Origin of the sequence: Glutamicibacter sp. (assembly GCF_035257265.1) — a bacterium.
GTDB lineage: Bacteria > Actinomycetota > Actinomycetes > Actinomycetales > Micrococcaceae > Glutamicibacter.
The window spans coordinates 40,032-61,844 of sequence record NZ_DATEXC010000026.1 but is presented as its reverse complement, the minus strand read 5'-3'; the positions used below and the strand labels follow the sequence as shown (position 1 = coordinate 61,844).

The 21,813-nt window shown below is 56.4% G+C and carries 25 protein-coding genes; 13 read left to right on the top strand and 12 right to left on the bottom strand.

The genetic code is table 11. The features are described from left to right. Positions 1-39: 39 nt before the first annotated feature. Both typA and VJ369_RS05690 read left to right on the top strand, forming a co-directional pair. Complete coding sequence (gene typA, locus VJ369_RS05695) at positions 40-1,950, top strand: translational GTPase TypA (protein ID WP_324091135.1); 1,911 nt, start codon at positions 40-42, stop codon at positions 1,948-1,950. Beyond that, the gene (locus tag VJ369_RS05690) at positions 1,931-2,359 is read left to right on the top strand and encodes a hypothetical protein (protein WP_324091134.1); all 429 of its coding nucleotides are present in this window, start codon (positions 1,931-1,933) and stop codon (positions 2,357-2,359) included. The genes typA and VJ369_RS05690 overlap by 20 nt, the downstream gene beginning before the upstream one ends. Positions 2,360-2,405: 46 nt before the next feature. Here the strand turns inward: VJ369_RS05690 and VJ369_RS05685 are convergent, their stop codons facing one another. Next, positions 2,406-2,903, bottom strand: a complete 498-nt coding sequence (locus tag VJ369_RS05685) for a helix-turn-helix domain-containing protein (RefSeq protein WP_324091133.1) — start codon at positions 2,901-2,903, stop codon at positions 2,406-2,408. Between the two features lie 76 nt (positions 2,904-2,979). Beyond that, complete coding sequence (locus VJ369_RS05680; RefSeq protein ID WP_324091132.1) at positions 2,980-3,228, bottom strand: hypothetical protein; 249 nt, start codon at positions 3,226-3,228, stop codon at positions 2,980-2,982. A gap of 216 nt (positions 3,229-3,444) precedes the next feature. Here VJ369_RS05680 and fdxA point away from each other — a divergent pair, with 216 nt between their 5' ends. The 4 genes from fdxA (at position 3,445) to VJ369_RS05660 (ending at position 7,020) form a co-directional block, all read left to right on the top strand. Further along, positions 3,445-3,768: a ferredoxin gene (gene fdxA, locus VJ369_RS05675; RefSeq protein ID WP_105675226.1), complete on the top strand. Its 324-nt coding sequence runs from the start codon at positions 3,445-3,447 to the stop codon at positions 3,766-3,768. Between the two features lie 12 nt (positions 3,769-3,780). Further along, the gene (dapC, locus tag VJ369_RS05670) at positions 3,781-4,896 is read left to right on the top strand and encodes a succinyldiaminopimelate transaminase (protein ID WP_324091131.1); all 1,116 of its coding nucleotides are present in this window, start codon (positions 3,781-3,783) and stop codon (positions 4,894-4,896) included. A gap of 98 nt (positions 4,897-4,994) precedes the next feature. Beyond that, positions 4,995-6,275 carry a citrate synthase gene (locus VJ369_RS05665; RefSeq protein ID WP_096255960.1) on the top strand — a complete coding sequence of 427 codons (1,281 nt, stop codon included), beginning with the start codon at positions 4,995-4,997 and terminating at the stop codon, positions 6,273-6,275. A gap of 145 nt (positions 6,276-6,420) precedes the next feature. Continuing rightward, the gene (locus VJ369_RS05660; protein ID WP_324091130.1) at positions 6,421-7,020 is read left to right on the top strand and encodes a hypothetical protein; all 600 of its coding nucleotides are present in this window, start codon (positions 6,421-6,423) and stop codon (positions 7,018-7,020) included. A gap of 65 nt (positions 7,021-7,085) precedes the next feature. Here the strand turns inward: VJ369_RS05660 and dapD are convergent, their stop codons facing one another. Then, the gene (dapD, locus tag VJ369_RS05655; RefSeq protein WP_324091129.1) at positions 7,086-8,042 is read right to left on the bottom strand and encodes a 2,3,4,5-tetrahydropyridine-2,6-dicarboxylate N-succinyltransferase; all 957 of its coding nucleotides are present in this window, start codon (positions 8,040-8,042) and stop codon (positions 7,086-7,088) included. Positions 8,043-8,116: 74 nt separating this feature from the next. Between dapD and dapE the strand changes: the two genes are divergently transcribed. Next, the gene (gene dapE / locus VJ369_RS05650) at positions 8,117-9,211 is read left to right on the top strand and encodes a succinyl-diaminopimelate desuccinylase (RefSeq protein ID WP_324091197.1); all 1,095 of its coding nucleotides are present in this window, start codon (positions 8,117-8,119) and stop codon (positions 9,209-9,211) included. Between the two features lie 87 nt (positions 9,212-9,298). Here dapE and VJ369_RS05645 read toward each other — a convergent pair whose 3' ends face one another. The 4 genes from VJ369_RS05645 to VJ369_RS05630 form a co-directional block, all read right to left on the bottom strand. After that, complete coding sequence (locus VJ369_RS05645; RefSeq protein ID WP_324091128.1) at positions 9,299-10,120, bottom strand: amino acid ABC transporter permease; 822 nt, start codon at positions 10,118-10,120, stop codon at positions 9,299-9,301. Continuing rightward, the gene (locus tag VJ369_RS05640; protein WP_324091127.1) at positions 10,117-10,797 is read right to left on the bottom strand and encodes an amino acid ABC transporter permease; all 681 of its coding nucleotides are present in this window, start codon (positions 10,795-10,797) and stop codon (positions 10,117-10,119) included. Before VJ369_RS05640 ends, VJ369_RS05645 begins: the two co-directional genes overlap by 4 nt. A 98-nt stretch (positions 10,798-10,895) precedes the next feature. Next, the gene (locus VJ369_RS05635; protein WP_324091126.1) at positions 10,896-11,726 is read right to left on the bottom strand and encodes a glutamate ABC transporter substrate-binding protein; all 831 of its coding nucleotides are present in this window, start codon (positions 11,724-11,726) and stop codon (positions 10,896-10,898) included. Between the two features lie 34 nt (positions 11,727-11,760). After that, positions 11,761-12,534, bottom strand: a complete 774-nt coding sequence (locus VJ369_RS05630) for an amino acid ABC transporter ATP-binding protein (protein WP_414652624.1) — start codon at positions 12,532-12,534, stop codon at positions 11,761-11,763. 135 nt (positions 12,535-12,669) lie between these two features. On the opposite strand from VJ369_RS05630, the gene VJ369_RS05625 reads away from it, so the two are divergent. The 3 genes from VJ369_RS05625 to VJ369_RS05615 all read left to right on the top strand — a co-directional run bounded on the left by VJ369_RS05625 (position 12,670) and on the right by VJ369_RS05615 (position 14,093). After that, on the top strand, positions 12,670-13,452 hold the full coding sequence (locus tag VJ369_RS05625) for a TIGR00730 family Rossman fold protein (RefSeq protein ID WP_324091125.1): 783 nt from the start codon (positions 12,670-12,672) through the stop codon (positions 13,450-13,452). Positions 13,453-13,454: 2 nt separating this feature from the next. After that, complete coding sequence (locus VJ369_RS05620) at positions 13,455-13,799, top strand: DivIVA domain-containing protein (RefSeq protein ID WP_324091124.1); 345 nt, start codon at positions 13,455-13,457, stop codon at positions 13,797-13,799. Positions 13,800-13,925: 126 nt separating this feature from the next. Continuing rightward, positions 13,926-14,093 (top strand): DUF3117 domain-containing protein, encoded by a 168-nt coding sequence (locus VJ369_RS05615; RefSeq protein WP_096255978.1) that lies wholly within the window; start codon positions 13,926-13,928, stop codon positions 14,091-14,093. Between the two features lie 72 nt (positions 14,094-14,165). On the opposite strand, the gene VJ369_RS05610 is transcribed toward VJ369_RS05615, so the two are convergent. After that, a complete protein-coding gene (locus tag VJ369_RS05610) occupies positions 14,166-14,825 on the bottom strand; it encodes an O-methyltransferase (protein ID WP_324091123.1) in 660 nt (219 codons plus the stop codon). Positions 14,826-14,967: 142 nt separating this feature from the next. Here VJ369_RS05610 and sigE point away from each other — a divergent pair, with 142 nt between their 5' ends. Both sigE and VJ369_RS05600 read left to right on the top strand, forming a co-directional pair. Further along, positions 14,968-15,591 carry an RNA polymerase sigma factor SigE gene (sigE, locus tag VJ369_RS05605; RefSeq protein ID WP_096255980.1) on the top strand — a complete coding sequence of 208 codons (624 nt, stop codon included), beginning with the start codon at positions 14,968-14,970 and terminating at the stop codon, positions 15,589-15,591. Positions 15,592-15,657: 66 nt separating this feature from the next. Then, positions 15,658-16,050 carry a sec-independent translocase gene (locus VJ369_RS05600; protein ID WP_324091122.1) on the top strand — a complete coding sequence of 131 codons (393 nt, stop codon included), beginning with the start codon at positions 15,658-15,660 and terminating at the stop codon, positions 16,048-16,050. 7 nt (positions 16,051-16,057) lie between these two features. Here VJ369_RS05600 and VJ369_RS05595 read toward each other — a convergent pair whose 3' ends face one another. From VJ369_RS05595 to VJ369_RS05585, 3 genes are read right to left on the bottom strand one after another with little or no spacing between them, the layout of a single operon-like run. Then, positions 16,058-17,161, bottom strand: a complete 1,104-nt coding sequence (locus VJ369_RS05595) for an Mrp/NBP35 family ATP-binding protein (protein ID WP_324091121.1) — start codon at positions 17,159-17,161, stop codon at positions 16,058-16,060. Then, the gene (locus VJ369_RS05590) at positions 17,161-17,766 is read right to left on the bottom strand and encodes a DUF1003 domain-containing protein (RefSeq protein WP_324091120.1); all 606 of its coding nucleotides are present in this window, start codon (positions 17,764-17,766) and stop codon (positions 17,161-17,163) included. The genes VJ369_RS05595 and VJ369_RS05590 overlap by 1 nt, the downstream gene beginning before the upstream one ends. A gap of 47 nt (positions 17,767-17,813) precedes the next feature. Continuing rightward, positions 17,814-19,064 (bottom strand): magnesium transporter MgtE N-terminal domain-containing protein, encoded by a 1,251-nt coding sequence (locus tag VJ369_RS05585; protein WP_324091119.1) that lies wholly within the window; start codon positions 19,062-19,064, stop codon positions 17,814-17,816. Between the two features lie 132 nt (positions 19,065-19,196). Here VJ369_RS05585 and VJ369_RS05580 point away from each other — a divergent pair, with 132 nt between their 5' ends. Continuing rightward, complete coding sequence (locus VJ369_RS05580; RefSeq protein WP_324091118.1) at positions 19,197-20,030, top strand: general stress protein; 834 nt, start codon at positions 19,197-19,199, stop codon at positions 20,028-20,030. A 169-nt stretch (positions 20,031-20,199) separates the two neighbouring features. On the opposite strand, the gene VJ369_RS05575 is transcribed toward VJ369_RS05580, so the two are convergent. Next, positions 20,200-21,747 (bottom strand): aminopeptidase P family protein, encoded by a 1,548-nt coding sequence (locus VJ369_RS05575; RefSeq protein WP_324091117.1) that lies wholly within the window; start codon positions 21,745-21,747, stop codon positions 20,200-20,202. Positions 21,748-21,813: the final 66 nt, after the last annotated feature.

The window sequence follows — 21,813 nt, the reverse complement described above, 5'->3', positions numbered from 1 at the left end:
CGAGACCCTAAATTCTCTACACGAAGTGAGCCTTCCCGTATGTCAGATACAACTCTCATCCGTCGCGACGACCTGCGCAACGTAGCTATCGTTGCGCACGTTGACCACGGCAAGACCACCATGGTCAACGCAATGCTCCAGCAGACTGGTGCATTCGAAAGCCACGGTGAAACCGAAGATCGCGTGATGGACTCCGGCGAGTTGGAACGCGAGAAGGGCATCACCATTCTTGCTAAGAACACCACCGTGTTCTACAGCGGCCCAGCTGCCGAAGGCAAGAACATGACCATGAACATCATCGATACCCCGGGTCACGCTGACTTCGGTGGCGAGGTCGAGCGCGGCCTGTCCATGGTTGATGGCGTGGTTCTGCTTGTCGACGCCTCCGAAGGCCCGCTGCCACAGACCCGCTTCGTGCTGCGTAAGGCACTCAGCGCCGATCTGCCTGTCATCATCGTGGTCAACAAGACCGACCGTCCCGACTCCCGCATCGATGGCGTCATCTCTGACTCCATGGATCTGCTGCTCGGACTGGCCTCGGACTTGGCCGACGAAGCTCCGGATCTGGATCTGGACAAAGTCTTGAACGTTCCGATCGTCTTCGCTTCAGGCAAGGCCGGCTACGCTTCGATGACCCAGCCAGCCGATGGCACCCTGCCGGACAACGAAGATCTTGAGCCACTGTTCGAGACCATCATCAAGCACGTGCCAGCCCCGACTTACACCGAAGGTGAAGTTCTCCAGGCTCACGTGACCAACCTTGACGCCTCGCCATTCCTTGGCCGTCTGGCACTGCTGCGTATCTTCAACGGCACGCTGCGCAAGGGCCAGCAGGTTAACTGGGCCCGCCAGGATGGCACCATGAAGCAGGTCAAGATCACCGAGCTGCTGGCCACCAAGGGTCTGACCCGTGTTCCTGCTGAATCGGCCGGACCAGGCGAGATCGTCGCAGTTGCAGGTATCGAAGACATCATGATCGGTGAGACCCTCACCGACCTTGAGAACCCGAAGCCACTGCCGCTGATCACCGTTGATCCACCAGCGATCTCGATGACCATTGGTATCAACACCTCGCCGCTGGCCGGCAAGGTCAAGGGTGCCAAGGTGACCGCGCGCCAGGTGAAAGATCGCCTGGACAAGGAACTGATCGGCAACGTGTCGCTGAACATCTTGCCAACCGAGCGTCCCGACGCTTGGGAAGTCCAGGGCCGTGGCGAATTGGCGCTGGCCATCCTCGTGGAGCAGATGCGCCGCGAAGGCTTCGAGCTGACCGTCGGCAAGCCACAGGTTGTCACCAAGATTGTTGACGGCAAGGTTCATGAGCCAATGGAGCACATGACCATCGACGTGCCTGAAGAATACCTGGGCGCAATCACCCAGCTGATGGCATCACGCAAGGGCCGGATGACCAACATGTCCAACCACGGTACCGGCTGGGTTCGTATGGAATTCATCGTTCCTGCCCGCGGCCTGATCGGCTTCCGTACCCGCTTCATGACCGAAACCCGCGGCGCTGGTATCGCAGCATCGCTGGCCGAAGGTTACGAGCCATGGGCCGGTCCAATCGAATACCGTATCAACGGTTCGATCGTGGCTGACCGCTCCGGTGTTGTCACCCCGTTCGCGATGATCAAGCTTCAGGAACGCATGAACTTCTTCGTGCAGCCGACCTCCGAGGTTTACGAGGGCATGATCGTTGGCGAGAACTCGCGCGCCGATGACATGGACGTGAACATCACCAAGGAAAAGCAGCTCACCAACATGCGTGCAGCTTCCTCGGATAGCTTCGAGAACATGACCCCACCACGCCACCTGACTCTTGAAGAGTCCCTCGAATTCGCCCGCGAAGACGAGTGCGTTGAGGTGACCCCGGATGCCGTGCGTATCCGTAAGGTTCTGTTGAACGCCAGCGATCGTGCCAAGGCAACTCGTGCGCGAGCAAAGAGCTAACCAGCCGCTGACCGGCGGCAGCAACCTGAGCGCGCTAGTGCGCGGCCTGGTTGCTGCCGTGGTTTCCGGTTTACTGGGCACTGCAATCCATGCCTCGCTGAGCTATGCGGGAGATATTCCGCTGGTTTGGGGGGTGCTGGTGGCCTGGCTGCTATTGGGTTTGCTGGTGTACTGGTCCGTGGTTGCCTCTGGCAAACTCTGGCCCGGCGCGGTGGGCTTTATCGGCTGCTACCTGGTGGTCGGGTCGATTTCCTATTTTGGAAATGACACCATGATCTTGCCGCTGCAGTACCTGCAATATCTACCCGGTCCGACCATCGCCTCGCTGTTATGGATGTATGGCATGATCGTGCCCGCGGTGATCTCGCTATTCATGGCATTGCGTGTACTACGCAAACGTCAGCGTTAACCTAGAAAAACCCCAGCATTGCTGGGGTTTTTCTACGTTAAAACGCTTATTTGTTGCCGGTGACATCCAAGTGGTGAGCGAGGAACAACGAGGTAGCTACGCCCTCAGGTTCCGCTTCGCGCATCGCGTAGTCTTCGATAATTTCCCGAATACGGCCGAGCATTTCCTTCTGCGTCTCTTCGGTAAGTTTTAGACCCACGCGAATGACCTGAATCTCTTGTGGCTCAAGCCCATCGATTTCCTGCAGGAAGGTATCTACCAGCAGGGGAGCGGCATCGGGAATTCGGGTGCCCCAGGACTGCCGCGTGCTACGGTATGGCACTTCCTTAGCTCCGCGGTTACCGCGTCGGGGCTCTTCCGCAGCGAGGAAACCGCTGCCCACCAGGGTGCGCACGTGGTGCAATGACGTCGCCGGATTCAGCTCGAGAATGTCGGCTATTTCCTTATTGGTACGGGACTCATGCAGGCATAAGCGCAAGATTCTAAGCCGCAAGGGTGAGCTTAGAGCTCGTGCGCGGGCTTGGACTAGATCGTCTGTCGGCATATTGCCAGCATACGCGAAAATTACCTAGTGATTGGTATTTTCAAATCGCAAGTCGCTGTCTACGCCGTTCAGTGAACTACTTCAGTGTTGGCGGTCGGGAGCGTCGTACCGGTGGCGGTGGGACCCGTTTGGCGTGCGTAATGGCCTGGCGGGCAACGTCCAGCGCGCCGCGCTTGGTATTAATGGACACGGTGTCAGCGGTGACCGCGAGGACCTCTCCGAGGGCATCGCTACTGATCTCGTTCCCGGTCACGGGGGATGTCTGTGCCAGGCGGTACCGCACCACGATGCGGTCGCCGGGGCTAAGATCTTCAAATTTGAGCATATTTTCCGTCATCTAAGTGCACAAGAATTCATCTTCGTTAACCTGGTGCGAAATGTGAATCGTCGATTACGTCACAGGGTGGGTGTGCGAGATCGCTTGTTTGGGTATCAGGACTAGACTGTAGCTAGAGCTTATTGCGGATTCAACGACCAGAGGTTAAATCCGTGAAACTGAAGTGAAATCTTAGAATTTGCGCTAGGAAAGGTCTCAGTACCCGTGACTTACATCATCGCCCAACCGTGCGTGGACCTTAAAGATAAGGCCTGCGTCGAAGAATGCCCGGTGGATTGCATTTATGAAGGCGAACGCTCCTTGTATATTCACCCCGACGAGTGCGTCGATTGTGGTGCGTGTGAACCGGTCTGCCCTGTCGAAGCGATCTATTACGAAGACGATGTGCCTGATCAGTGGGCCGACTATTACAAGGCAAACGTCGACTTTTTCGACGAACTTGGTTCCCCGGGCGGTGCCGCTAAAATTGGAAATACAGGAACTGATCACCCGCTGATCAGTGCTCTGCCACCCCAGAATCAAGACTAGGTTTCCGCATATATGCTTGAACTCCCCGATTACCCCTGGAACCAGTTAGCGCCATACCGTGAACTGGCGGCCAAGCACCAAGATGGTGTGGTCGACCTTTCCATCGGTACTCCCGTTGACGACACGCCACAGGTTATCCAAGAGGCTCTCGCGCAGGCAGCAAACTCTCATGGCTACCCAACCACTCATGGGACACCAGAAGTACGCCAGGCCATTGTCGATTGGTATGCACGCCGTCGTCAGGTCACGGGGTTGAGCATTGATGATGTCATGCCAACCGTTGGTTCTAAAGAGATGGTCGCCTGGCTTCCGCTACTTCTTGGCATGGGTCCACAAGACATCTTGGTTCGACCTTCGATCGCTTACCCAACCTATGACATTGGTGCGAAATTGGTCGGAGCGACTGCTATCGCTGCCGATGACCTCAATGAGCTCAGCGATGAAGAACGTGCGCGGGTCAAATTGGTGTGGGTTAATTCTCCGGGTAACCCCACCGGCAAGGTGCGAGACCTAGCATCGTTACGCCAGCTTGTACTCGAAGCTCGTGAGCTGGGCGCGGTAGTTGCCTCCGATGAGTGTTATGCAGAACTTGGCTGGGATGAATATGAAGACGCCGTACCTAGCGTCTTGGATCCGCGTGTTAACGACGGAAATTTGGATAATCTCCTTTCGCTCTACTCGTTGTCTAAGCAGTCGAACCTTGCCGGGTACCGCGCCGCTTTTGTCGCCGGTGCCCCCAACCTGATGCCGACCTTGGTCAACAGCCGCAAACACGCGGGCATGATTGTTCCAGGTCCAATTCAGCATGCGATGGTTGTCGCCTTGGGCGATGATGAGCATGTTGCAGCTCAGCGGGAAATTTACCGGGCGCGCCGTGAAATGCTTCGTCCGGCACTTGAAAACTTTGGCTTGACCATCGAAGACTCGGTGGCAGGTTTATACCTGTGGTGCACGGAAGGGCAATCCAGTTGGCAGACGCTACAGCGTTTGGCTGAACTTGGAATTGTGGCTGGCCCAGGTGCTTTCTACGGAACTGCCGGAGAACTACACGTACGTGTTGCCCTCACCGGTTCCGATGAACGGATAGCCGCAGCAGTTGAGCGGTTAAACTCTTCCGCCAATCGGTGAAGATGACAGTTGAATTAGCGTGAATGGGTCAATTAGCGGTATGTTCTACCGTGACGACTGACCTTTCGGAACTAAAGCCTTTCCGGTTAGGAGATGCAATGACAGATATTAAATCTGCACAGCTACAATTTGGTGATTCCAGCCTAGAGCTACCGGTTATCCCGGCTGCCGAGGGCAATGATGGTTTTAATGTAGCGCCACTTTTGAAGACCACCGGGAACGTAACCTACGACCCGGGCTTCATGAATACAGCGGCCACGAAATCCGCGATTACCTACATCGACGGCGACGCAGGCATCCTGCGTTACCGCGGTTACCCAATCGAACAGCTTGCCGCGCACTCGAGCTTCACCGAAGTCAGCTACCTGCTGATCAACGGCGAACTGCCTACTGCAGACCAGCTAGAAACCTTCGACGGATCCCTGCGCCGCCACACGCTGCTGCACGAGGAACTCAAGGGCTTCTTCGGCGGATTCCCGCGCGATGCACACCCAATGCCAGTACTCTCCTCGGCCGTCTCGGCCCTGTCGACCTGGTACCAGGATTCTTTGGATCCAAAGGATGACGCACAGGTTGAGCGTTCAACCCTGCGTCTGCTCGCTAAGCTGCCAGTTCTTGCCGCGTACGCGCACAAGAAGTCCATTGGACAGGCACTGCTGTACCCAGATAACTCGATGAACATGGTCGAAAACTTCCTGCGCTTGTGCTTCGGCACCGCAGCGGAGCCATACGTTCCGGATCCAGACGTGGTCAAGGCACTTGACCTGCTTCTGATCTTGCACGCAGACCACGAGCAGAACTGCTCGACCTCTACCGTGCGCCTGGTCGGCTCTTCGGAAGCTAACATGTTCGCGTCCGTTTCGGCCGGTATCCACGCACTGTCCGGTCCTGCCCACGGCGGTGCCAACGAGGCTGTGCTGAAGATGCTGCGCGAGATCCAGTCCTCGGGTATTTCTCCAGAAGACTTCATGGAGAAGGTCAAGAACAAGGAAGATGGCGTACGCCTGATGGGCTTCGGCCACCGCGTGTACAAGAACTACGATCCACGCGCAAAGATCATCAAGCAGACCGCTCATGACCTGCTGGCTAAGCAGGGCAAGAATGAATTGCTTGATATCGCAATGAAGCTGGAAGAGACTGCGCTAAACGATGAGTACTTCATCTCACGCAAGCTCTACCCGAACGTAGACTTCTACACCGGCCTGATCTACACCGCGATGGGCTTCCCCGAGAAGATGTTCACCGTCCTCTTCGCCATTGGCCGCCTGCCAGGTTGGATTGCCCAGTGGCGCGAAATGATCAAGGACCCAGAACTTAAGATTGGCCGTCCACGTCAGTTGTACATGGGCGAGACCGAGCGTAACTACCCAGGCGTCTAAGCTTAGAAATAGTTCGCGTAACTGGTTCAAAAATGGCCGGGCAGACACTAAGGTGTTTGCCCGGCCGTTTCCTGTTTTAACACCGATTATCGGCGTATCCTAGGGGACAGGGCACATTGTTGCTTGGATGAGTCAGGTGGTGCGCGTGTATTATCGTCGTGGCAATAATTGGTCTTTGGCCATAAATACCAATCCAAATATGCTGTTGGCTCTCTACCTTCGCGACTTGGGTGGAATAGATCCTTCGGAAGTTGGGCCGAACTCCGCTCTGGCCCCAGCAGTAAAAGCCCGTGGTCACCGCCAAGTGGCTCCAGGACAGATTAAACAAGAATGGTCCTCGTGGTGGGATTCGCTGATTACCCGCGAACCAACCAACGACACCGATCCTATGGATTTGCTCGCGGACCTCGGCGCCGGCTGCTATCCGGAACTAGCTAAGCTGGCCAATGCCCACTATGGTCAAGCAACTATGTTCGCCCATCAGCACCGTGAGAATTTTAGCGAACAGTCGAAGGACTACATTCCTGCGCGTATGGATGAGGTTGAAAGAATTCTCATCGACCATGGGGTGGAGCACGCCCAAGATGTGAAAGAAACTCAAATTCACGTCATCGACATTCCGTTGACCGAGCCACGTGCATGGCTTGTTGGCGGAGCGACGATCGTTGCTAGTACGTCATTATTGCGTGATGGGCGGGCTTTCCACGGATATATTCAGCCGATGGTGACCATCATCTTTCCCTGAAGTCACTACAACCACGGCGAGGGGCACACCGTGGTGTGCCCCTCGCCGTCAAGTACTGCTAAAAATTAGTTAGCATGCAATGCACTATTTAGTTCCACGAGCTGACCGGCGCGTGGCAAAACCTCGACAGCTCCGCTGATTGAGTTGCGACGGAAGAGCAGGTTAGGCACTCCGGATAGCTCCAGTGCCTTCACACTCTTGCCCTCCAGCTGCACTCGGGTTCCGGCGGTGACGTAGAGTCCGGCTTCAACCACACAATCATCACCAATGGAAATGCCTACGCCGGCATTGGCACCAAGCAGAACTCGTTCGCCAATAGTGATGCGTTCTTTGCCGCCACCGGAGAGCGTGCCCATGATGGAAGCGCCGCCACCGACATCAGAACCATTACCGACAACTACCGATGCCGATATACGTCCTTCGACCATTGAGGTGCCTAGGGTGCCAGCGTTAAAGTTGACGAAACCTTCGTGCATCACGGTGGTGCCTTCGGCCAGATGCGCTCCGAGTCGTACACGATCCGCGTCGGCGATGCGTACACCCGAAGGCAGGACGTAATCGACCATGCGCGGGAACTTATCCACGCCGTATACGTCCACATTGCCGCGTGTGCGCATTTTTAGACGCGTCATTTCAAATCCAGCGACCTGGCATGGGCCGAAGTTTGTCCACACCACATTTGCCAGGTGGCCGAAGATCCCGTCAAGGTTGATGGTATTCGGGGCCACCAAACGGTGTGAGAGCAGGTGCAAGCGGAGCCAGACATCTGCAGTATCTGCCGGCGCTACATCAAGATCAATGGTGAGCGAGATGACCTTCTGCGTGGTTCCGCGTTGTGCGTCATCAATTGCTGCTGCGGCTAATTCACCGGATAGTTCGGGGGCTTCAGAAATCACTCCGAGAACGGGAGCTGGGTACCAGACGTCCAAAACCGTGCCGTCAGTTGCGATCGTGGCCAGCCCATGAGCGGAAGCCAAACGTACCGATGAGTCAAAAGGTGCTGCTGCGGGTTCAAAAGTCATTCTCTGATCGTAGCGTTTACACTGCGAGTAATGTTGATAAATGACAGCGGAACGAAATCAAAAAGTGACGAATGATGGGTATTGTGAGCGAACTTAATCTTCGAGAAGACGTCGCCAAGCTAACCGAACGAATCATGAACATTGAATCGGTTTCAGGGAATGAAAAAGCCCTCGCAGATCAGGTTGATGAGGCGCTGCGCGGACTCGGCCACCTGGAGGTGCACCGGGATGGGGATTCCATCGTGGCACGCACCAATTTTGGGCGTGCACAACGGGTGGTCTTAGCCGGGCATTTGGACACCGTTCCGTTGCCGCACATGGCCGGGGCACGCGGGACAGTGCCGGCCACGGTCACCGACGGAGTTCTATTCGGGCGTGGGGCCACCGATATGAAAGGTGGCGTCGCGGTGCAATTGGCTCTCGCGGCCGAACTGACGAACCCCCGCTTTGATGTGACCTATATTTTTTATGATCATGAAGAAGTTGCCGCAGAAAAATCCGGGCTGGGAAGATTGGCCCGTAACTCGCCTCAGCTATTGCACGCAGACTTTGCGATTCTCCTTGAGCCCACCAACGGAACGGTTGAGGGTGGTTGCAATGGTACGAGCCGCTTCTTGGTGCGAACTACTGGCGCCGCCGCTCACTCGGCACGCGCATGGATGGGGGAGAACGCGATCCATAAAGCCGCTCCGATTCTCTCGCGCTTGGCTTCTTATCAGCCGGCCACCGTGGACGTGGAGGGGCTTGCGTACCGAGAGTCGATGAACGCAGTACGCATTAGCGGGGGAATCGCTGGCAACGTGATTCCTGATTATTGTGAGGTAGAGGTCAACTACCGGTTCGCCCCTGATAAGAACTTGTCGGATGCGGAAGCCGCTGTGCGGGCGCTCTTTGAGGGCTTTGACGTAGAACGCACCGATGGGGCCGAAGGGGCACGCCCGGGCCTTGACCAGCCCATTGCGGCCTCCCTAGTCCAGATTCTTGGACAAGAGCCCAAGCCAAAATACGGTTGGACCGATGTCTCACGATTCTCCGCCTTAGGGATCTCGGCGGTGAACTTCGGTCCAGGGGACGCGTTATTGGCGCACACCGATGACGAGCATGTGAGCCAGCAAGCCATCCGTGATTGTCTGAACACCTTGCGGCTCTGGCTGACCGAAGCCAACTAAACCCTAAACAGGCAAGCTTAAACTCACATCGGCTGGTGACTGCCCCAAGGGGCGGCCACCAGCCGATGTGTTGTTATCTGCAGTTCCCTAGGCAATACCTCGGGAGCTGAGCCGGCCTGAAACGTAAGAGGCCAGTTTAGATAGTGCAAAGTTGAGAATAATGAAGATTGCCGCAGCGATCACCAACGACTGGAAGGTGTTCGAGTTACCGGTACCCACCAGCTTGCTCATGAAGAGCAGCTCGTTGAAGTTGATGATGTAGCCCAAGGCTGAGTCCTTCAAGATCACAATGAACTGGCTAATCAATGCCGGAAGCATTGCCGTCAGCGCCTGTGGAATCTCAATTAAGCTCAGTGACTGCGTGCGGGTCAGGCCGATGGCAATACCTGCTTCACGCTGCCCCTTAGGCAAACCGTGAACACCTGAACGAATCAGCTCGGCAACTACCGAACCGTTGTACAGGGTCAGACCAATAACCACCGCGAAGAACGGCGAATCTTGGGGCTTTACCCAGCCGGATTCGGCAAGCATGATCCACAAGAACAGCATCATCAGCAAGACCGGAACCGCACGGAAGAACTCAACAACGACCGTACTGACCCAGTTGAGGAACTTGTTATGTGAGAGCCGGCCCATGCCGAAAATGAAACCAAAAATCAGCGAGGTAACGATCGAAATCGCTGCCGACTGAAGTGTCTTGATCAACCCAGGAAGGATGAAATTACTCCATACTGACCCGGTGGCAAATACATTCCACTTTTGTGGGGTCAGCTGACCAGCCCCGTACAACCCGTAAATCAGGTAGGCGATGAGACCTAGGAAGATCAAGGCCCAGATGATGTTGAGGATAAGGATGCGACGTCTGGCCTTGGGACCTGGCGCATCGAAGAGAACTGACTGAGTGCTCATCGCGCGACCGCCAACTTCTTAGAGAGCCAGGTAACTAGCAGACCGATGGGAACAACGATGACCACGAACATCAAAGCCACCGTGAGGAAGATCAGGAAACCCTGATCTGCACGGTACTCGATCATCGTTTTCATCAGACCCGAAATTTCGGCGACGGACCCGGCCAATGCCACGGTGGTGTTCTTGATCAGCGCGATCAGCACGTTGCCCATCGGGACGATGGCACCGCGGAACGCCTGAGGCAGGATGACCAGCTGAGCTGCCGGAAGGAAGCTCAGACCGATAGCACGGGCGGCCTCGGCCTGACCTAACGGCACGGTGTTCACGCCTGAGCGAATTGCTTCGCAGAAGAATGCGGCGTGATAGATGCTCAACCCGATAATGGCAATCTGGAAGAAGTTCAGATTGAAGTCGCTGCTGATTTGCAGTTTGAATACGCCGAAGAGCACCAAGACACCGAATGCCATGATGATTGTCAGCGGGGTATTGCGGAAGATATTAACATAGGCGGTACCAAAGGCACGCAGGCTGGGGATCGGGCTGATGCGCATGATGGCAAGCAGCGTACCCAGTACTAGCGAGATCAGGAACGCCCAAAAGGTGAGCTGCAGGTTAGCCCAGAAGGACTCCATAATGCGCGCACCATATTCATCCCAAAGACTTAAGTAGCCTTCCACGGCTTGTTCTCCTTGGTAGAAGGTATGGGTCTAAACCATTGGTGCCGCGCCTGGCCTTGGCCAGCGCGGCACCTGGTCATGAAATGACTGCCTTTGCTCTATGCGCAGGCTTCGAATTCCTTAGGTGGGTTCAGATCCGATGGAACGTATCCGGTACCCTCGGTGTTCTTGTCCAAGGACTTCTTCCAGTCACCGGAATCGATCATCTTCTGGATTGCGGTGTTGATGTCAGCGCACTTCTCGCTGGTCTTGTTCAGACCCACGCCGTATGGCTCTTCGGAGAATGGCTTGCCAACAACCTTGAACTTGCCCTTGTTAGCTTCGGTAGCTGCCAGGCCTGCAAGGATGATGTCATCGGTGGTGATCGCGTCAACGCCGCCGGTCTCCAACAGACCCAAGCAGTCTGCGTAGCCCTGCTGCTCGACCAGGTTAACGCCGGTGATGTCCTTCTTGACGTTCTCAGCAGAGGTCGAACCGGTGACCGAGCAAAGGTTCTTGCCGTCAAGCGATTCCTTGCCGGTGATCGAGCTTTCATCGGCGCGAACCAACAGGTCCTGGCCGGCGATGAAGTATGGTCCTGCGAAGCCAACGCGTTCCTTGCGGGAATCGTTGATGGTGTAGGTCGCGAAGATCATGTCAACCTGGTTGGTTTCCAACAGTGTCTCGCGGTTTGCCGACGGGGCCGAGACGAATTCGATCTTATCTTCGGCGTAGCCCAATTCGTTGGCGACGTACTTGGCGACATCAACGTCGAAACCGGTGTACTTGTCGCCATCCTTGAAGCCCAGGCCTGGCTGGTCAAACTTAATGCCAATACGGACCTTGTCGCCAGCCTCGTCACTACCGGCATCAGAGCCGCCACATGAAGTGAGAGCCAAAGCTGCGACGGCGGCCATTGCGGCGATTGCGCCTAAACGATTCTTACGCATGATTCCTCCTGAATACAGAATGCGGTGATGGAATTTAGTGGTTGGTAATGAGCTTGCCCAAGAAATCCTTGGCGCGCGCACTTTTCGGATTGGTGAAGAACTCATCTGGAGTGGCCTGCTCGACGATCTGGCCGTCGGCCATGAAGATCACGCGGTCCGCAGCCTTGCGCGCGAAGCCCATCTCGTGGGTCACCACCAGCATGGTCATGCCTTCCTTGGCTAGACCAACCATGGTGTCGAGCACCTCGTTGATCATCTCCGGGTCCAGCGCACTGGTCGGTTCATCAAAAAGCATGACCTTCGGACGCATTGCCAACGCGCGGGCAATAGCCACACGCTGCTGCTGACCGCCGGAGAGCTGAGCAGGAAGTTTGCCAGCCTGGTTGGCGACGCCAACGCGTTCCAGCAGCTTCATCGCCACCTTGTCAGCCTCGGATTTTTTCATGCCCTTGACCTTGATCGGGCCAAGGGTGACGTTCTCCAAGATGGTCTTGTGCGCGAAGAGATTGAAGGACTGGAAGACCATTCCTACATCGGCGCGCAGCATTGCCAGCGCCTTACCTTCTTCGGGAAGCACCTTGCCATCAATGGTGATGGTTCCATCATCGATTGTTTCCAGTCGGTTGATGGCGCGGCACAGCGTCGACTTACCTGAACCGGACGGTCCGAGGATGACGACGACTTCGCCCTTGGTGACCTGAAGATTGATGTCGTTCAGAACATGTAGTGCCCCATAATGCTTGTTGACCCCACGTAGTTCTACGATGGGGCCGTCAGAAGAAGCTTGAGCCTGATGATCGCTTTTCATAAATTAGACATTACTGCATGTGACGCACATTATGCGAGGTCGCGAATGAGTCACAAAGAGTTGTTATCAAACTGTTCTTTAAACGTGCGTCTCCAGATGGACACGATGTCGGGACGATACAGATAGAGTGAGGTCATGGACCATAAGCGGAAGAGTGAAGAAAATGCCCGGGCGGGGCGCAAGGTCCACGTTGAAGCGAGCTGGCCAAATAAGCAGCCTGCCGAGCAACTGGACCGCTATCTCTTAGCAAGCCCGCAAGAAGATGTGACGCACAGTGACGTTTGGCGCGTTCTGCGTATCCAATCCGAATTTGTTTCAGGTTTTGGCTCGCTGGCTGGGCTTGGGCCGGCGGTCTCCGTCTTCGGGTCGGCACGCACCGAGCCCGAAAGTATCTATTACAAGCAGGCTTACCATGTTGGGCAACGGCTGGCTCAAGCAGGCGCCATCACCATCACCGGCGGTGGCCCCGGAGCGATGGAAGCTGCCAATAAGGGTGCCAGCGAAGCTGGCGGAACTTCCGTAGGGCTGGGCATTGAATTGCCTTTTGAGACCGGACTAAACGCCTGGGTCAATCGAGGCATCAACTTCCGGTACTTCTTTGTGCGCAAAACAATGTTCGTCAAGTACTCGCAGGGCTTCATTGTCCTGCCCGGTGGCTTCGGAACATTGGATGAACTGTTCGAGGCACTCACACTGGTGCAAACGCAGAAAATTACTGGGTTCCCCATCGTTCTAGTTGGTACCGAATACTGGGGCGGCCTCGTGGGGTGGCTTACCGACGTTGTCGCCAAAGAGCGCACCATTTCGCCCAAAGATTTAGATCTATTCCACCTCACCGACGATCCAGATGAGGCAGTAGACATTGTGTTGCGTAACATGGTTAAGGACAAAGAAAAGAAGTCATCGAGCCGGAGTTAGTTATGCCATTTTTTCTCATTGCACTAGCAATCTTGTGCGTTGGCGGCGTGGCATTGCTGATTTCCAGTCAGCGAAGGTCCACTCCTGCAGGCCGTCACTTCGAATCAACTGATGAACCAATCGTGGGGCTGGTAGAACATGAGGCATCTTTGCCTCCGGTGCTGCTGCCGGAGCATCCACGAGCCAACGATATAAATGCAGTGAAGTTTTCTCTCGGTTTCCGAGGCTATCGCTGTGATCAGGTTGATGACACCTTGGATGTCCTCTCGGCCGAGATTTCCCGGCTAGAAAATACAATTCGTGACATGGAGTCACGGCGTGTGATTAGCGACACGACGCAAAATTAGCAATAATAGAAGATAAGTGTCCCTTATCAGCGACGAATCATCGCAGAAGGTGGACTTAGACATTGGGTTGTGCGCAAAGCAAATACATGTTGCGCGCGTTAGCCACGGACGAAGGGAACAGCTCATATGGCTGCGATGAAGCCACGTACCGGTGACGGGCCGATGGAAGTAACTAAAGAGGGCCGAAGCCTCATCTTACGGTTGCCAATCGATGGCGGCGGGCGTCTAGTAGTGGAGCTGAATAGTGCAGAAGCTGCAGAACTGCGTAACTGTCTAGTTGGGGTCACTGAATAAAACTTAAATAGCTAAGGACCGGTTCGCGAACCGGTCCTTAGCTATTTCCCGTTAACGGGATTTACGAGTTGCCTACCGCGCTTTGTGCCCGGCAATCACCGTAGCGACGAATAAGCCCTGTTCACTCGGGAAGAGATGAGTTTGCAGCTTCGGATCTTCGCGAAGCAAACGCAGCGCGTCGCGGGTAGCCACGGTCGAAGCGCGCCTTACCGCAGGGCGAGCCAAACGGTGCTCATCAAAGGCATTGTTCAAGATAATAACGCCGTTAGCTCCCACCAGGCGCTTAGCTTCGGCCACATAATCCAAGAGGTTTTCGGCACTGGCGTCGATGAGTACCAAATCGTAGGCGTGGTCAGCGAGTCTGGAGAGCACATTCTCAGCGCGTTCGTTGATGATGCGCACGCGTGCAGAGAGAATGCCTGCATCGCGCAAGCCCTGGCGCATCGCATTAGCGTGTTCCAGATCTGATTCGATGGCTGTCAGCGTTCCGGTGGCGCCCATGGCTTCAAGCATGGCCATCGAGGCTACACCGACACCCGAACCGATCTCCACGATGCTGTGTGGTGCGCGCAGTGTGCATAACAACGTAAGCATGGACCGACCTGCCGGGTCGATGCAGCCAACTCCAAGATCTGCGGCACGTTCGCGGGCCGCGAGTACATGATCACGCTCAAGACGCTGGTTCTGGCTGAAGCCCCAGCTAGCGAGGAGTTCGGGATTCATCGATGGCATGAGTGTGTGGTCCTTGCAGGTTGAGTGTAGGTTGCTCCGGGAACCATCGTACCTACCTTGAGCGGTGCGTGTTGGCCGAATTGCTGGCCTGCGCGCAGGGGATTCTTAGCTTCAGCTCAGCTTCCCGGGTAACACTAGAAGAGTGAATACGCTTAGAAGTCAGCTCAGCGCCTCCGCCGATGGTCCCGAAACCGAAACTCCTTCATGGGATGCGATGGTCTTGGACCATGGTCAGCAGGTCTTTCGTTTGGCCTACCGTTTGACCGGTAATCGTCAGGACGCCGAAGACCTTTCACAAGAAGCCTTTGTTCGCGCGTTTAATGCGCTTGAAAAATACACTCCCGGCACCATGGGTGGATGGCTGCATCGCATCACCACCAATCTGTTTCTAGATCAGGCACGCCGTAAGTCAAAGATTCGTTTTGACCGTTTTGCCGAAGGTGCCGAAGACCGTTTCCCCAGTAGCGCGGTTACCCCCGAGCGGGACTTTGAATTTAACAACTTAGATGTGGACGTGGCCAGAGCTCTCAAGGCGCTCGCCCCAGATTTCCGTGCAGCGATCGTATTGTGCGATATGGAGGGGTTCTCCTACGAAGAAGTCTCACAAATTCTCAACGTCAAATTGGGTACCGTACGCTCACGAATTCACCGCGGGCGGGCCATGTTGCGTGACGCATTAGCGCACCGTAACCCGGCAAACCCTGTCCCGCTGACGGTGAGCCTGCCGCGAATCCCACTCGGCTTGCGCACCGCACAGCAGGGCTAAGCATAAGTCACCTGCCATGGCGCGGTGATTTCGACCATTTGAAGCCGACAAGGTAATCTTTCATACGTGGAGTTTATTGGAATTAATGGCGGAGAATTCATCATTCTCGCCGTACTCGCAGTAGTCATCTTGGGTCCCGAGAAGCTTCCCGAGTATGCCAAAAAACTGGCGAATCTTGTCAAGGAACTTCGCAGGATGGCCAATGGCGCCAAAGAGCAGCTGCGCGAGGAAGTCGGCGACGAGGTTGCCGACATAGATTGGCGCAAACTGGATCCGCGGCAATATGATCCGCGGCGGATCATCAAAGAGGCGCTGATCGATGAATTTGATGACGCAGTCAGTGCGGCCAAGGGAGCCCCGGCCGTGCAAGCAGCTCCGGTCCGCACGGCGATAGCTCCACAGGAACAGCAGCCCTTGGCTAACAATGAGCCAGCACCCTTTGATACTGAAGCAACCTAAAGATTTATTAGAACGACATTGGCAGCGATCGCCCGGCAAGCCCGCGTGGTCGCTGTCCTAGTTTAATTGCCAGTTCACGCAATGATTGAGCCACCGGAGATTCAGGGGTGCTCAGTACCACCGGGACACCTTCATCGGAACCTACCCGGACCGCCACTTCCAGTGGCAACTGCGCCAGCAGTGGAACCATATACTCTAGCTGGCTGCTTAGCGACTCGCTGAGCCGCCCACCGCCGCCGCTACCAAAAATCTCCATCTTGCTTCCATCAGGCAGGCGGAGGTAGCTCATATTCTCCACCACGCCAATGACCTTTTGTTTGGTCTGCAAGGCGATGGTCCCGGCGCGCTCGGCCACCGCGGTGGCAGTAGATTGCGGGGTAGTGATGACCAGCAATTCACTGTTAGGCAAGAGCTGGGATACGGAGATCGCCATGTCTCCGGTGCCCGGGGGCAAATCCAAAAGCAGTACGTCCAGATCACCAAAGTACACATCGGTGAGGAACTGTTCTAACGCACGGTGCAGCATCGGGCCACGCCAGATCACCGGCTGGTTTGAATCCAAGAACATGCCGATGGAGATGACCTTCACGCCGTGCGCTACCGGAGGCAGAATCATCTCATCCACTCGAGTGGGCGGCTGGGTGATGCCCATCAGCGATGGAATCGAGAAGCCGTGCACGTCGGCGTCGATCAACCCAACTTTGAGCCCGTTCGCCGCCATGGCTGCGGCCAGGTTTGCGGTGACAGATGACTTGCCCACCCCGCCCTTGCCACTGGCCACCGCGATAATTCGGGTCAGCGAATCCGGATCGGAGAAGACTGTGCGTTTGGCCTTGAGCCGATCGCGCAGTTCGGCACGCTGGTGCGGATCCATTACACCTAAGGTGACCTCGACCTGCTGCACTCCGGCTACCGCTGCGACCGCGGTAGTGACATCGGATTCGATGGTTGAGCGCATCGGGCACCCGGCAATCGTCAGCAATACTTTGACCTTTGCCGTACCATCATGCAGCTGCGCAGATTCAACCATGCCCAGTTCTGTGATGGGCCGGCGCAGCTCGGGGTCGATGACGGTATCAAGTGCACGGCGTAAAGCCGCCGAATCAGTCACTAGTTATTGCCCTTCCGATGCTGGGAGCGGTTCGAATCGACGGTGTCGATCAGACCGGTATTAGGTGAGCTGTGCTTGTTTTTCCTTTTGGCACGCAGATGCAGTTCTTCGCCGTCCGCGGTTTCCAAGAGTTCTTCGAGCACATTGCGAAGCTCCGAACGGACATAGTCACGGGTGGCAACGTCACGCATGGCCAAACGCAGCGACGCAAGTTCCCGGGTCAGGTACTCAGTGTCATAGAGGTTTCGTTCCGCACGGTTGCGGTCTTCACTGAGCGAGACACGGTCACGGTCATCCTGGCGGTTTTGTGCAAGCAGCAGCAGTGGAGCCGCGTAAGAAGCCTGCAAGGAGAGCATCAGCGTCAGCGCGGTAAAACCAATCGCCGCATCGTCAAAGCGCCAGGCCTCGGGGGCCGCGGTATTCCAGATCAGCCAGAAGGCACAGAAGATCGTCATATAGAACAGGAATTGCGGGGTGCCCATGAAGCGGGCGAACTTCTCCGTCGCGGAACCAAACATGTCGGGATCCGGATTGAACTTCGGCCAGAAACGACTCCGTGCCGAAAGAGGAGTATCCAGTCCGTTGCTCTTGCGCTGTTCGGCCATGGGGTGAACTCCTTTACAACCGATCGAAAATGCTGAAGATGAGAGGCTTAGTCCGCTGAGCGCCAGTCATCGGGAAGAATGTGGTCCAACACGTCATCGACGGTGATGGCACCGACGAGGCGACCTTCGTTGTTGACCACGCCCACCGAGGTGAGGTTATATGTGGCCAGATGGCGGACCACATCGGTAATGCTGGATAAGTCAGACATAGGCTCAAGTTCTTTATCAAGAATATCGCCCAGCGGTTCCGGGGGAGCAGCACGCAACAGTGCCTGGATGTGAACTTGGCCTAAGTACCGTCCGGTGGGAGTCTCCAAGGGCGGGCGCACCACGTACACGGTGGATGCCAACGCGGGACTAAGCTCTTCCATACGTACCGAGGCTAAAGCCTCGGCGACCGAGGCCTCCGGGGTGAGGATCACGGGAACCGGGGTCATCACCGAGCCGGCGGTACCTTCGGGGTAGGCCAGCAGACGGCGCACGTCTTCGGCTTCTTCCTCGTTCATCAATTCCAGCAGTTGGTGTTTGGTATCTTCGGAAACCTCCGCCAACAGGTCGGCCGCGTCATCCGGGTCCATTTCTTCGAGCACGTCTGCGGCGCGTTCAAGGCTCAGCGCGGAGAGGATCTCAACCTGTTCACGGTCTGGGAGTTCCTGCAGCACATCGGCAAGACGATCATCTTGCAGGTGGGCTGCAACCTCAAGACGACGTTTACCGGTCATCTCGTGCAGGGCGTCGGCGAAGTCAGCTGCCTTCATCTCATCGTGAGTGGCTACGAAGTTATCCGCCGATTGCGGTTCGCTTTGGGCACCGTGACGCACATCTTCCCAAGAAACGAGCACCTTATTACGTCGTCGATTACGCAACCCCAACAGTGTGTTGGTCGTTTCGATCCGCTGCACGTAGTATTCGTTGATTTCCCAGTCGCCACGCCGGGTCTGAGTCAGTCCGACATCTTCAATCAGTCCGCGGCCCGAGGCGTCCACGAAGGTTACCGTACGGTCGAATATTTCGGCCACGACGAGCATTTCCTGCCCGCGCTGCTGGAAACGACGCATATTGACCAGACCAGAGCAGATGATCTGTGTGGATTCCATGGATTGGATTCGTGTCATGGGCACAAAAACGCGACGTTTGCCGGGCACCTCTACGACGACACCAACGCAGGCTGGGGCCTTCTGCGGGCCGCGCGAAACGACAACGACGTCGCGTAACCTACCTAGACGGTCGCCTAAGGGGTCGAAGACATCCAGCCCGAGCAGCCGGGCGACAAAGATTTTAGACACTTGTGCGCTCACCGTTCTAGCCTAGCGTGCTAGAGGCCGGTTGGTGGTGTGCTGAGCCACGTGAAATACGCCTAATCTTTCACCCTCAGCGATAGTTGGTGCGCAACTTGGCCTGCTCACAGTAAGAGAGTGCACAATATAGGTATGACCTCGCCGCATGGAGTAAATTCAATCAGCCCCAACGGTTTGCCCCGTGGCGAACTGCTTGGGCGCTACACCAGCTACCTGGATGCCCAGAAACTGGTGGACTATCTTGCAGATAATAACTTCCCAGTATCTGCGGTGACCATCGTCGGTAACGACGTGCGCACCGTGGAGCGGGTGACCGCCAAATTGTCCTACCCTAAGGTGGCCTTGGCCGGTGCAGCTCAGGGCGGCATGATGGGTTTGTTTGTGGGATTGCTGCTCTCACTATTTGGCGGCACAGGAAATGGTTTGTACCAGATCCTCTCGGCCATCGGCCTAGGCATGGCGATCTGGATGATCGCCGGTGTGGTGTCGTATTCCACCCGTCGCGGTAAGCGTGACTTCGCGTCCTCAAGCAAATTTGTCGCCACGAGCTTCGACGTAGTCGTCGACTTTGAACACGCGCAGGCCGCCCGTCAGATGGCCTCCCAGCTGCCAATGCGCCCGCAGCAGGCTTCCCCAGCGCAGCAGCCGGTTCAACCGGTTCAGCCGCCGGTGGCCCCGGCGCAGCCGCAGCCCCCGGTGACTACCGATGGAGTGCAGGCCCCGGCCCAAACTACCACGGCGCAGCCCGCGCCAACCAGCCAGTTTAACGATCTTCCCGATGGCCGCCCACGTTATGGTGTGCGAGTTGATGAACCAAAACCGGCAGCCCCGGAACAGCCGCAGAACGCCGATGTTGCAGCCGCCGAGCCGACGGTTGCCCAGCCTGCGGTGAACCCTGAAGCGGCCCAGGCGCCAGCCGAGCCGGACGACGACACTAAGTCTTCGGAAGAACCAAAACAGCAGTAAACTCCAGCAACGTCAAAGCCCGCCATGAATGATTTCATGGCGGGCTTTGACGTTGCCAGAACTACTTTTGTTCCCGGACAATGAGCTGAAGAATAACAAAATGATGGGCGGTTCAGAATCTCACAGAGACTCTGAACCGCCCATCGTTTTGCTGCGAGGCGACGTGCGATTAGCTGCGAAGTTTTGCCATCCAGGCCTCAACCTCTTCAGGCTTGCGTGGAAGCGCTGCCGAAAGGTTCACCGCACCATCGGCGGTAACTAAGATGTCGTCTTCAATGCGTACGCCAAGCCCGCGGTATTCCTCTGGAATCGCGAGGTCTTCGTTCTTGAAGTACAGTCCTGGCTCGATGGTGAAGACCATGCCCTCGACGAGCTCCGCGTCAAGGTAGAGATCCGCGCGTGCCTGAGCGCAGTCGTGGACATCCAGCCCGAGGTGGTGGCTGGTTCCGTGTGGCATCCAGCGGCGGTGGTGCTGGCCTTCGGGGGACAGCGCCTCTTCCAGGGAAACTGGGAGCAGCCCCCAGTCCTGCAGGCGTTCGGCCAAGACCGTGGTGGCAATGACGTGCAGGTCGCGGAATTTTAGTCCCGGACGAACCGCTGCGTAGGCGGCATCAGCCGCGTCTAGTACGGCCTGGTAGACCTTGCGCTGCACCTCGGTGTACTTACCGGAGACCGGCAGGGAACGGGTGATGTCCGCGGTGTACAAAGACTCTGCTTCAACGCCGGCGTCGAGCAAGAGCACTTCACCTTCGCTGACCGAACCGGTGTTGCGGATCCAGTGCAAAATCGTCGCGTTGTTGCCCGAGGCAGCGATGGTGTCGTAGCCCAGTTCATTGCCCTCTAGCCGGGCGCGGGCGAAGAAAGTACCTTCAACGATGCGTTCGCCACGCTTGTGGGCGATGGCAGCGTCGAGGTTGCGCACGACATCTTCGAATCCGGCGATCGTGGCGTCAACCGACTTCTGCAGTTCGGCTACTTCGTACTCATCCTTGACCAGACGCAGCTCGGAAACGAATTCTGAAAGTTCGTTATCAAGTGCGTCGCTGGACTCAAGATCCTGTCCGGTATTAATCCGGGAGGTGTCGACTAATGCTTCGACGTTGAGATCAACTTCGCGCATTAGACGCAGGCGGATACCGCCCAGCGCCTGTGGGCCAGAGTTCTTGGTGAGCGCATTTTCCAGCATGTCCAAGGACTCGGTAGGCATTCCGGTTCGTGCAGACATGGTGGAAAGAGTTGGACGTGGGCCCACCCAGAACTCACCGGCACGGGAGTCGAGGTAGAAATCTGAGGAGTCACGCCCTGCCATCGGGGCGAAGTACAGCGTCGCGGCGTGGTTGCCACCCTGATCTCCGGCGCCGTCATCGGTAGGCTCCAAAACCAGTACGGCGTCTGGTTCGTGATCTACGCCTAGCCCGGTCAGGTGTGCGAAGGCCGAGTGCGGGCGGAAACGGTAATCGGTGTCGTTGGAACGAACCTTGGCTGGGCCTGCAGGAACGACCAGGCGTTCGCCCGGGAACTGTGCGGAAAGCGCTGCACGGCGGGTGGCTGCAAAGCTTGCTGCAGGATCTTCTGCTGGAAGCGGTGAGGTGTCTGGAGCCCAAGCTGAAGCCATGAAAGTTTTGAAAACATCCGAGGTGGGGCGCTGGGAACGATTGTTGACACGATCTTCGAGCGGCTGGTCATTGCCCGAAGGCGAAGAAACTTGATTGGTCATACTTCTTAGTGTGTCACCGATTCGGGCCTCCGGGCAAAGTGCCACCGGTCGCGCTAATCTAGTCAT

Excerpts from the sequence above, each read along its gene's own strand:
- typA (WP_324091135.1), top strand. The coding sequence starts at position 40 with ATGTCAGATACAACTCTCATCCGTCGCGACGACCTGCGCAACGTAGCT.
- VJ369_RS05685 (WP_324091133.1), bottom strand. The coding sequence starts at position 2,903 with ATGCCGACAGACGATCTAGTCCAAGCCCGCGCACGAGCTCTAAGCTCA.
- VJ369_RS05680 (WP_324091132.1), bottom strand. The coding sequence starts at position 3,228 with ATGCTCAAATTTGAAGATCTTAGCCCCGGCGACCGCATCGTGGTGCGG.
- dapC (WP_324091131.1), top strand. The coding sequence starts at position 3,781 with ATGCTTGAACTCCCCGATTACCCCTGGAACCAGTTAGCGCCATACCGT.
- VJ369_RS05665 (WP_096255960.1), top strand. The coding sequence starts at position 4,995 with ATGACAGATATTAAATCTGCACAGCTACAATTTGGTGATTCCAGCCTA.
- dapD (WP_324091129.1), bottom strand. The coding sequence starts at position 8,042 with ATGACTTTTGAACCCGCAGCAGCACCTTTTGACTCATCGGTACGTTTG.
- dapE (WP_324091197.1), top strand. The coding sequence starts at position 8,117 with ATGGGTATTGTGAGCGAACTTAATCTTCGAGAAGACGTCGCCAAGCTA.
- VJ369_RS05645 (WP_324091128.1), bottom strand. The coding sequence starts at position 10,120 with ATGAGCACTCAGTCAGTTCTCTTCGATGCGCCAGGTCCCAAGGCCAGA.
- VJ369_RS05635 (WP_324091126.1), bottom strand. The coding sequence starts at position 11,726 with ATGCGTAAGAATCGTTTAGGCGCAATCGCCGCAATGGCCGCCGTCGCA.
- VJ369_RS05630 (WP_414652624.1), bottom strand. The coding sequence starts at position 12,534 with ATGAAAAGCGATCATCAGGCTCAAGCTTCTTCTGACGGCCCCATCGTA.
- VJ369_RS05625 (WP_324091125.1), top strand. The coding sequence starts at position 12,670 with ATGGACCATAAGCGGAAGAGTGAAGAAAATGCCCGGGCGGGGCGCAAG.
- VJ369_RS05620 (WP_324091124.1), top strand. The coding sequence starts at position 13,455 with ATGCCATTTTTTCTCATTGCACTAGCAATCTTGTGCGTTGGCGGCGTG.
- VJ369_RS05615 (WP_096255978.1), top strand. The coding sequence starts at position 13,926 with ATGGCTGCGATGAAGCCACGTACCGGTGACGGGCCGATGGAAGTAACT.
- VJ369_RS05610 (WP_324091123.1), bottom strand. The coding sequence starts at position 14,825 with ATGCCATCGATGAATCCCGAACTCCTCGCTAGCTGGGGCTTCAGCCAG.
- VJ369_RS05590 (WP_324091120.1), bottom strand. The coding sequence starts at position 17,766 with ATGGCCGAACAGCGCAAGAGCAACGGACTGGATACTCCTCTTTCGGCA.
- VJ369_RS05580 (WP_324091118.1), top strand. The coding sequence starts at position 19,197 with ATGACCTCGCCGCATGGAGTAAATTCAATCAGCCCCAACGGTTTGCCC.
- VJ369_RS05575 (WP_324091117.1), bottom strand. The coding sequence starts at position 21,747 with ATGACCAATCAAGTTTCTTCGCCTTCGGGCAATGACCAGCCGCTCGAA.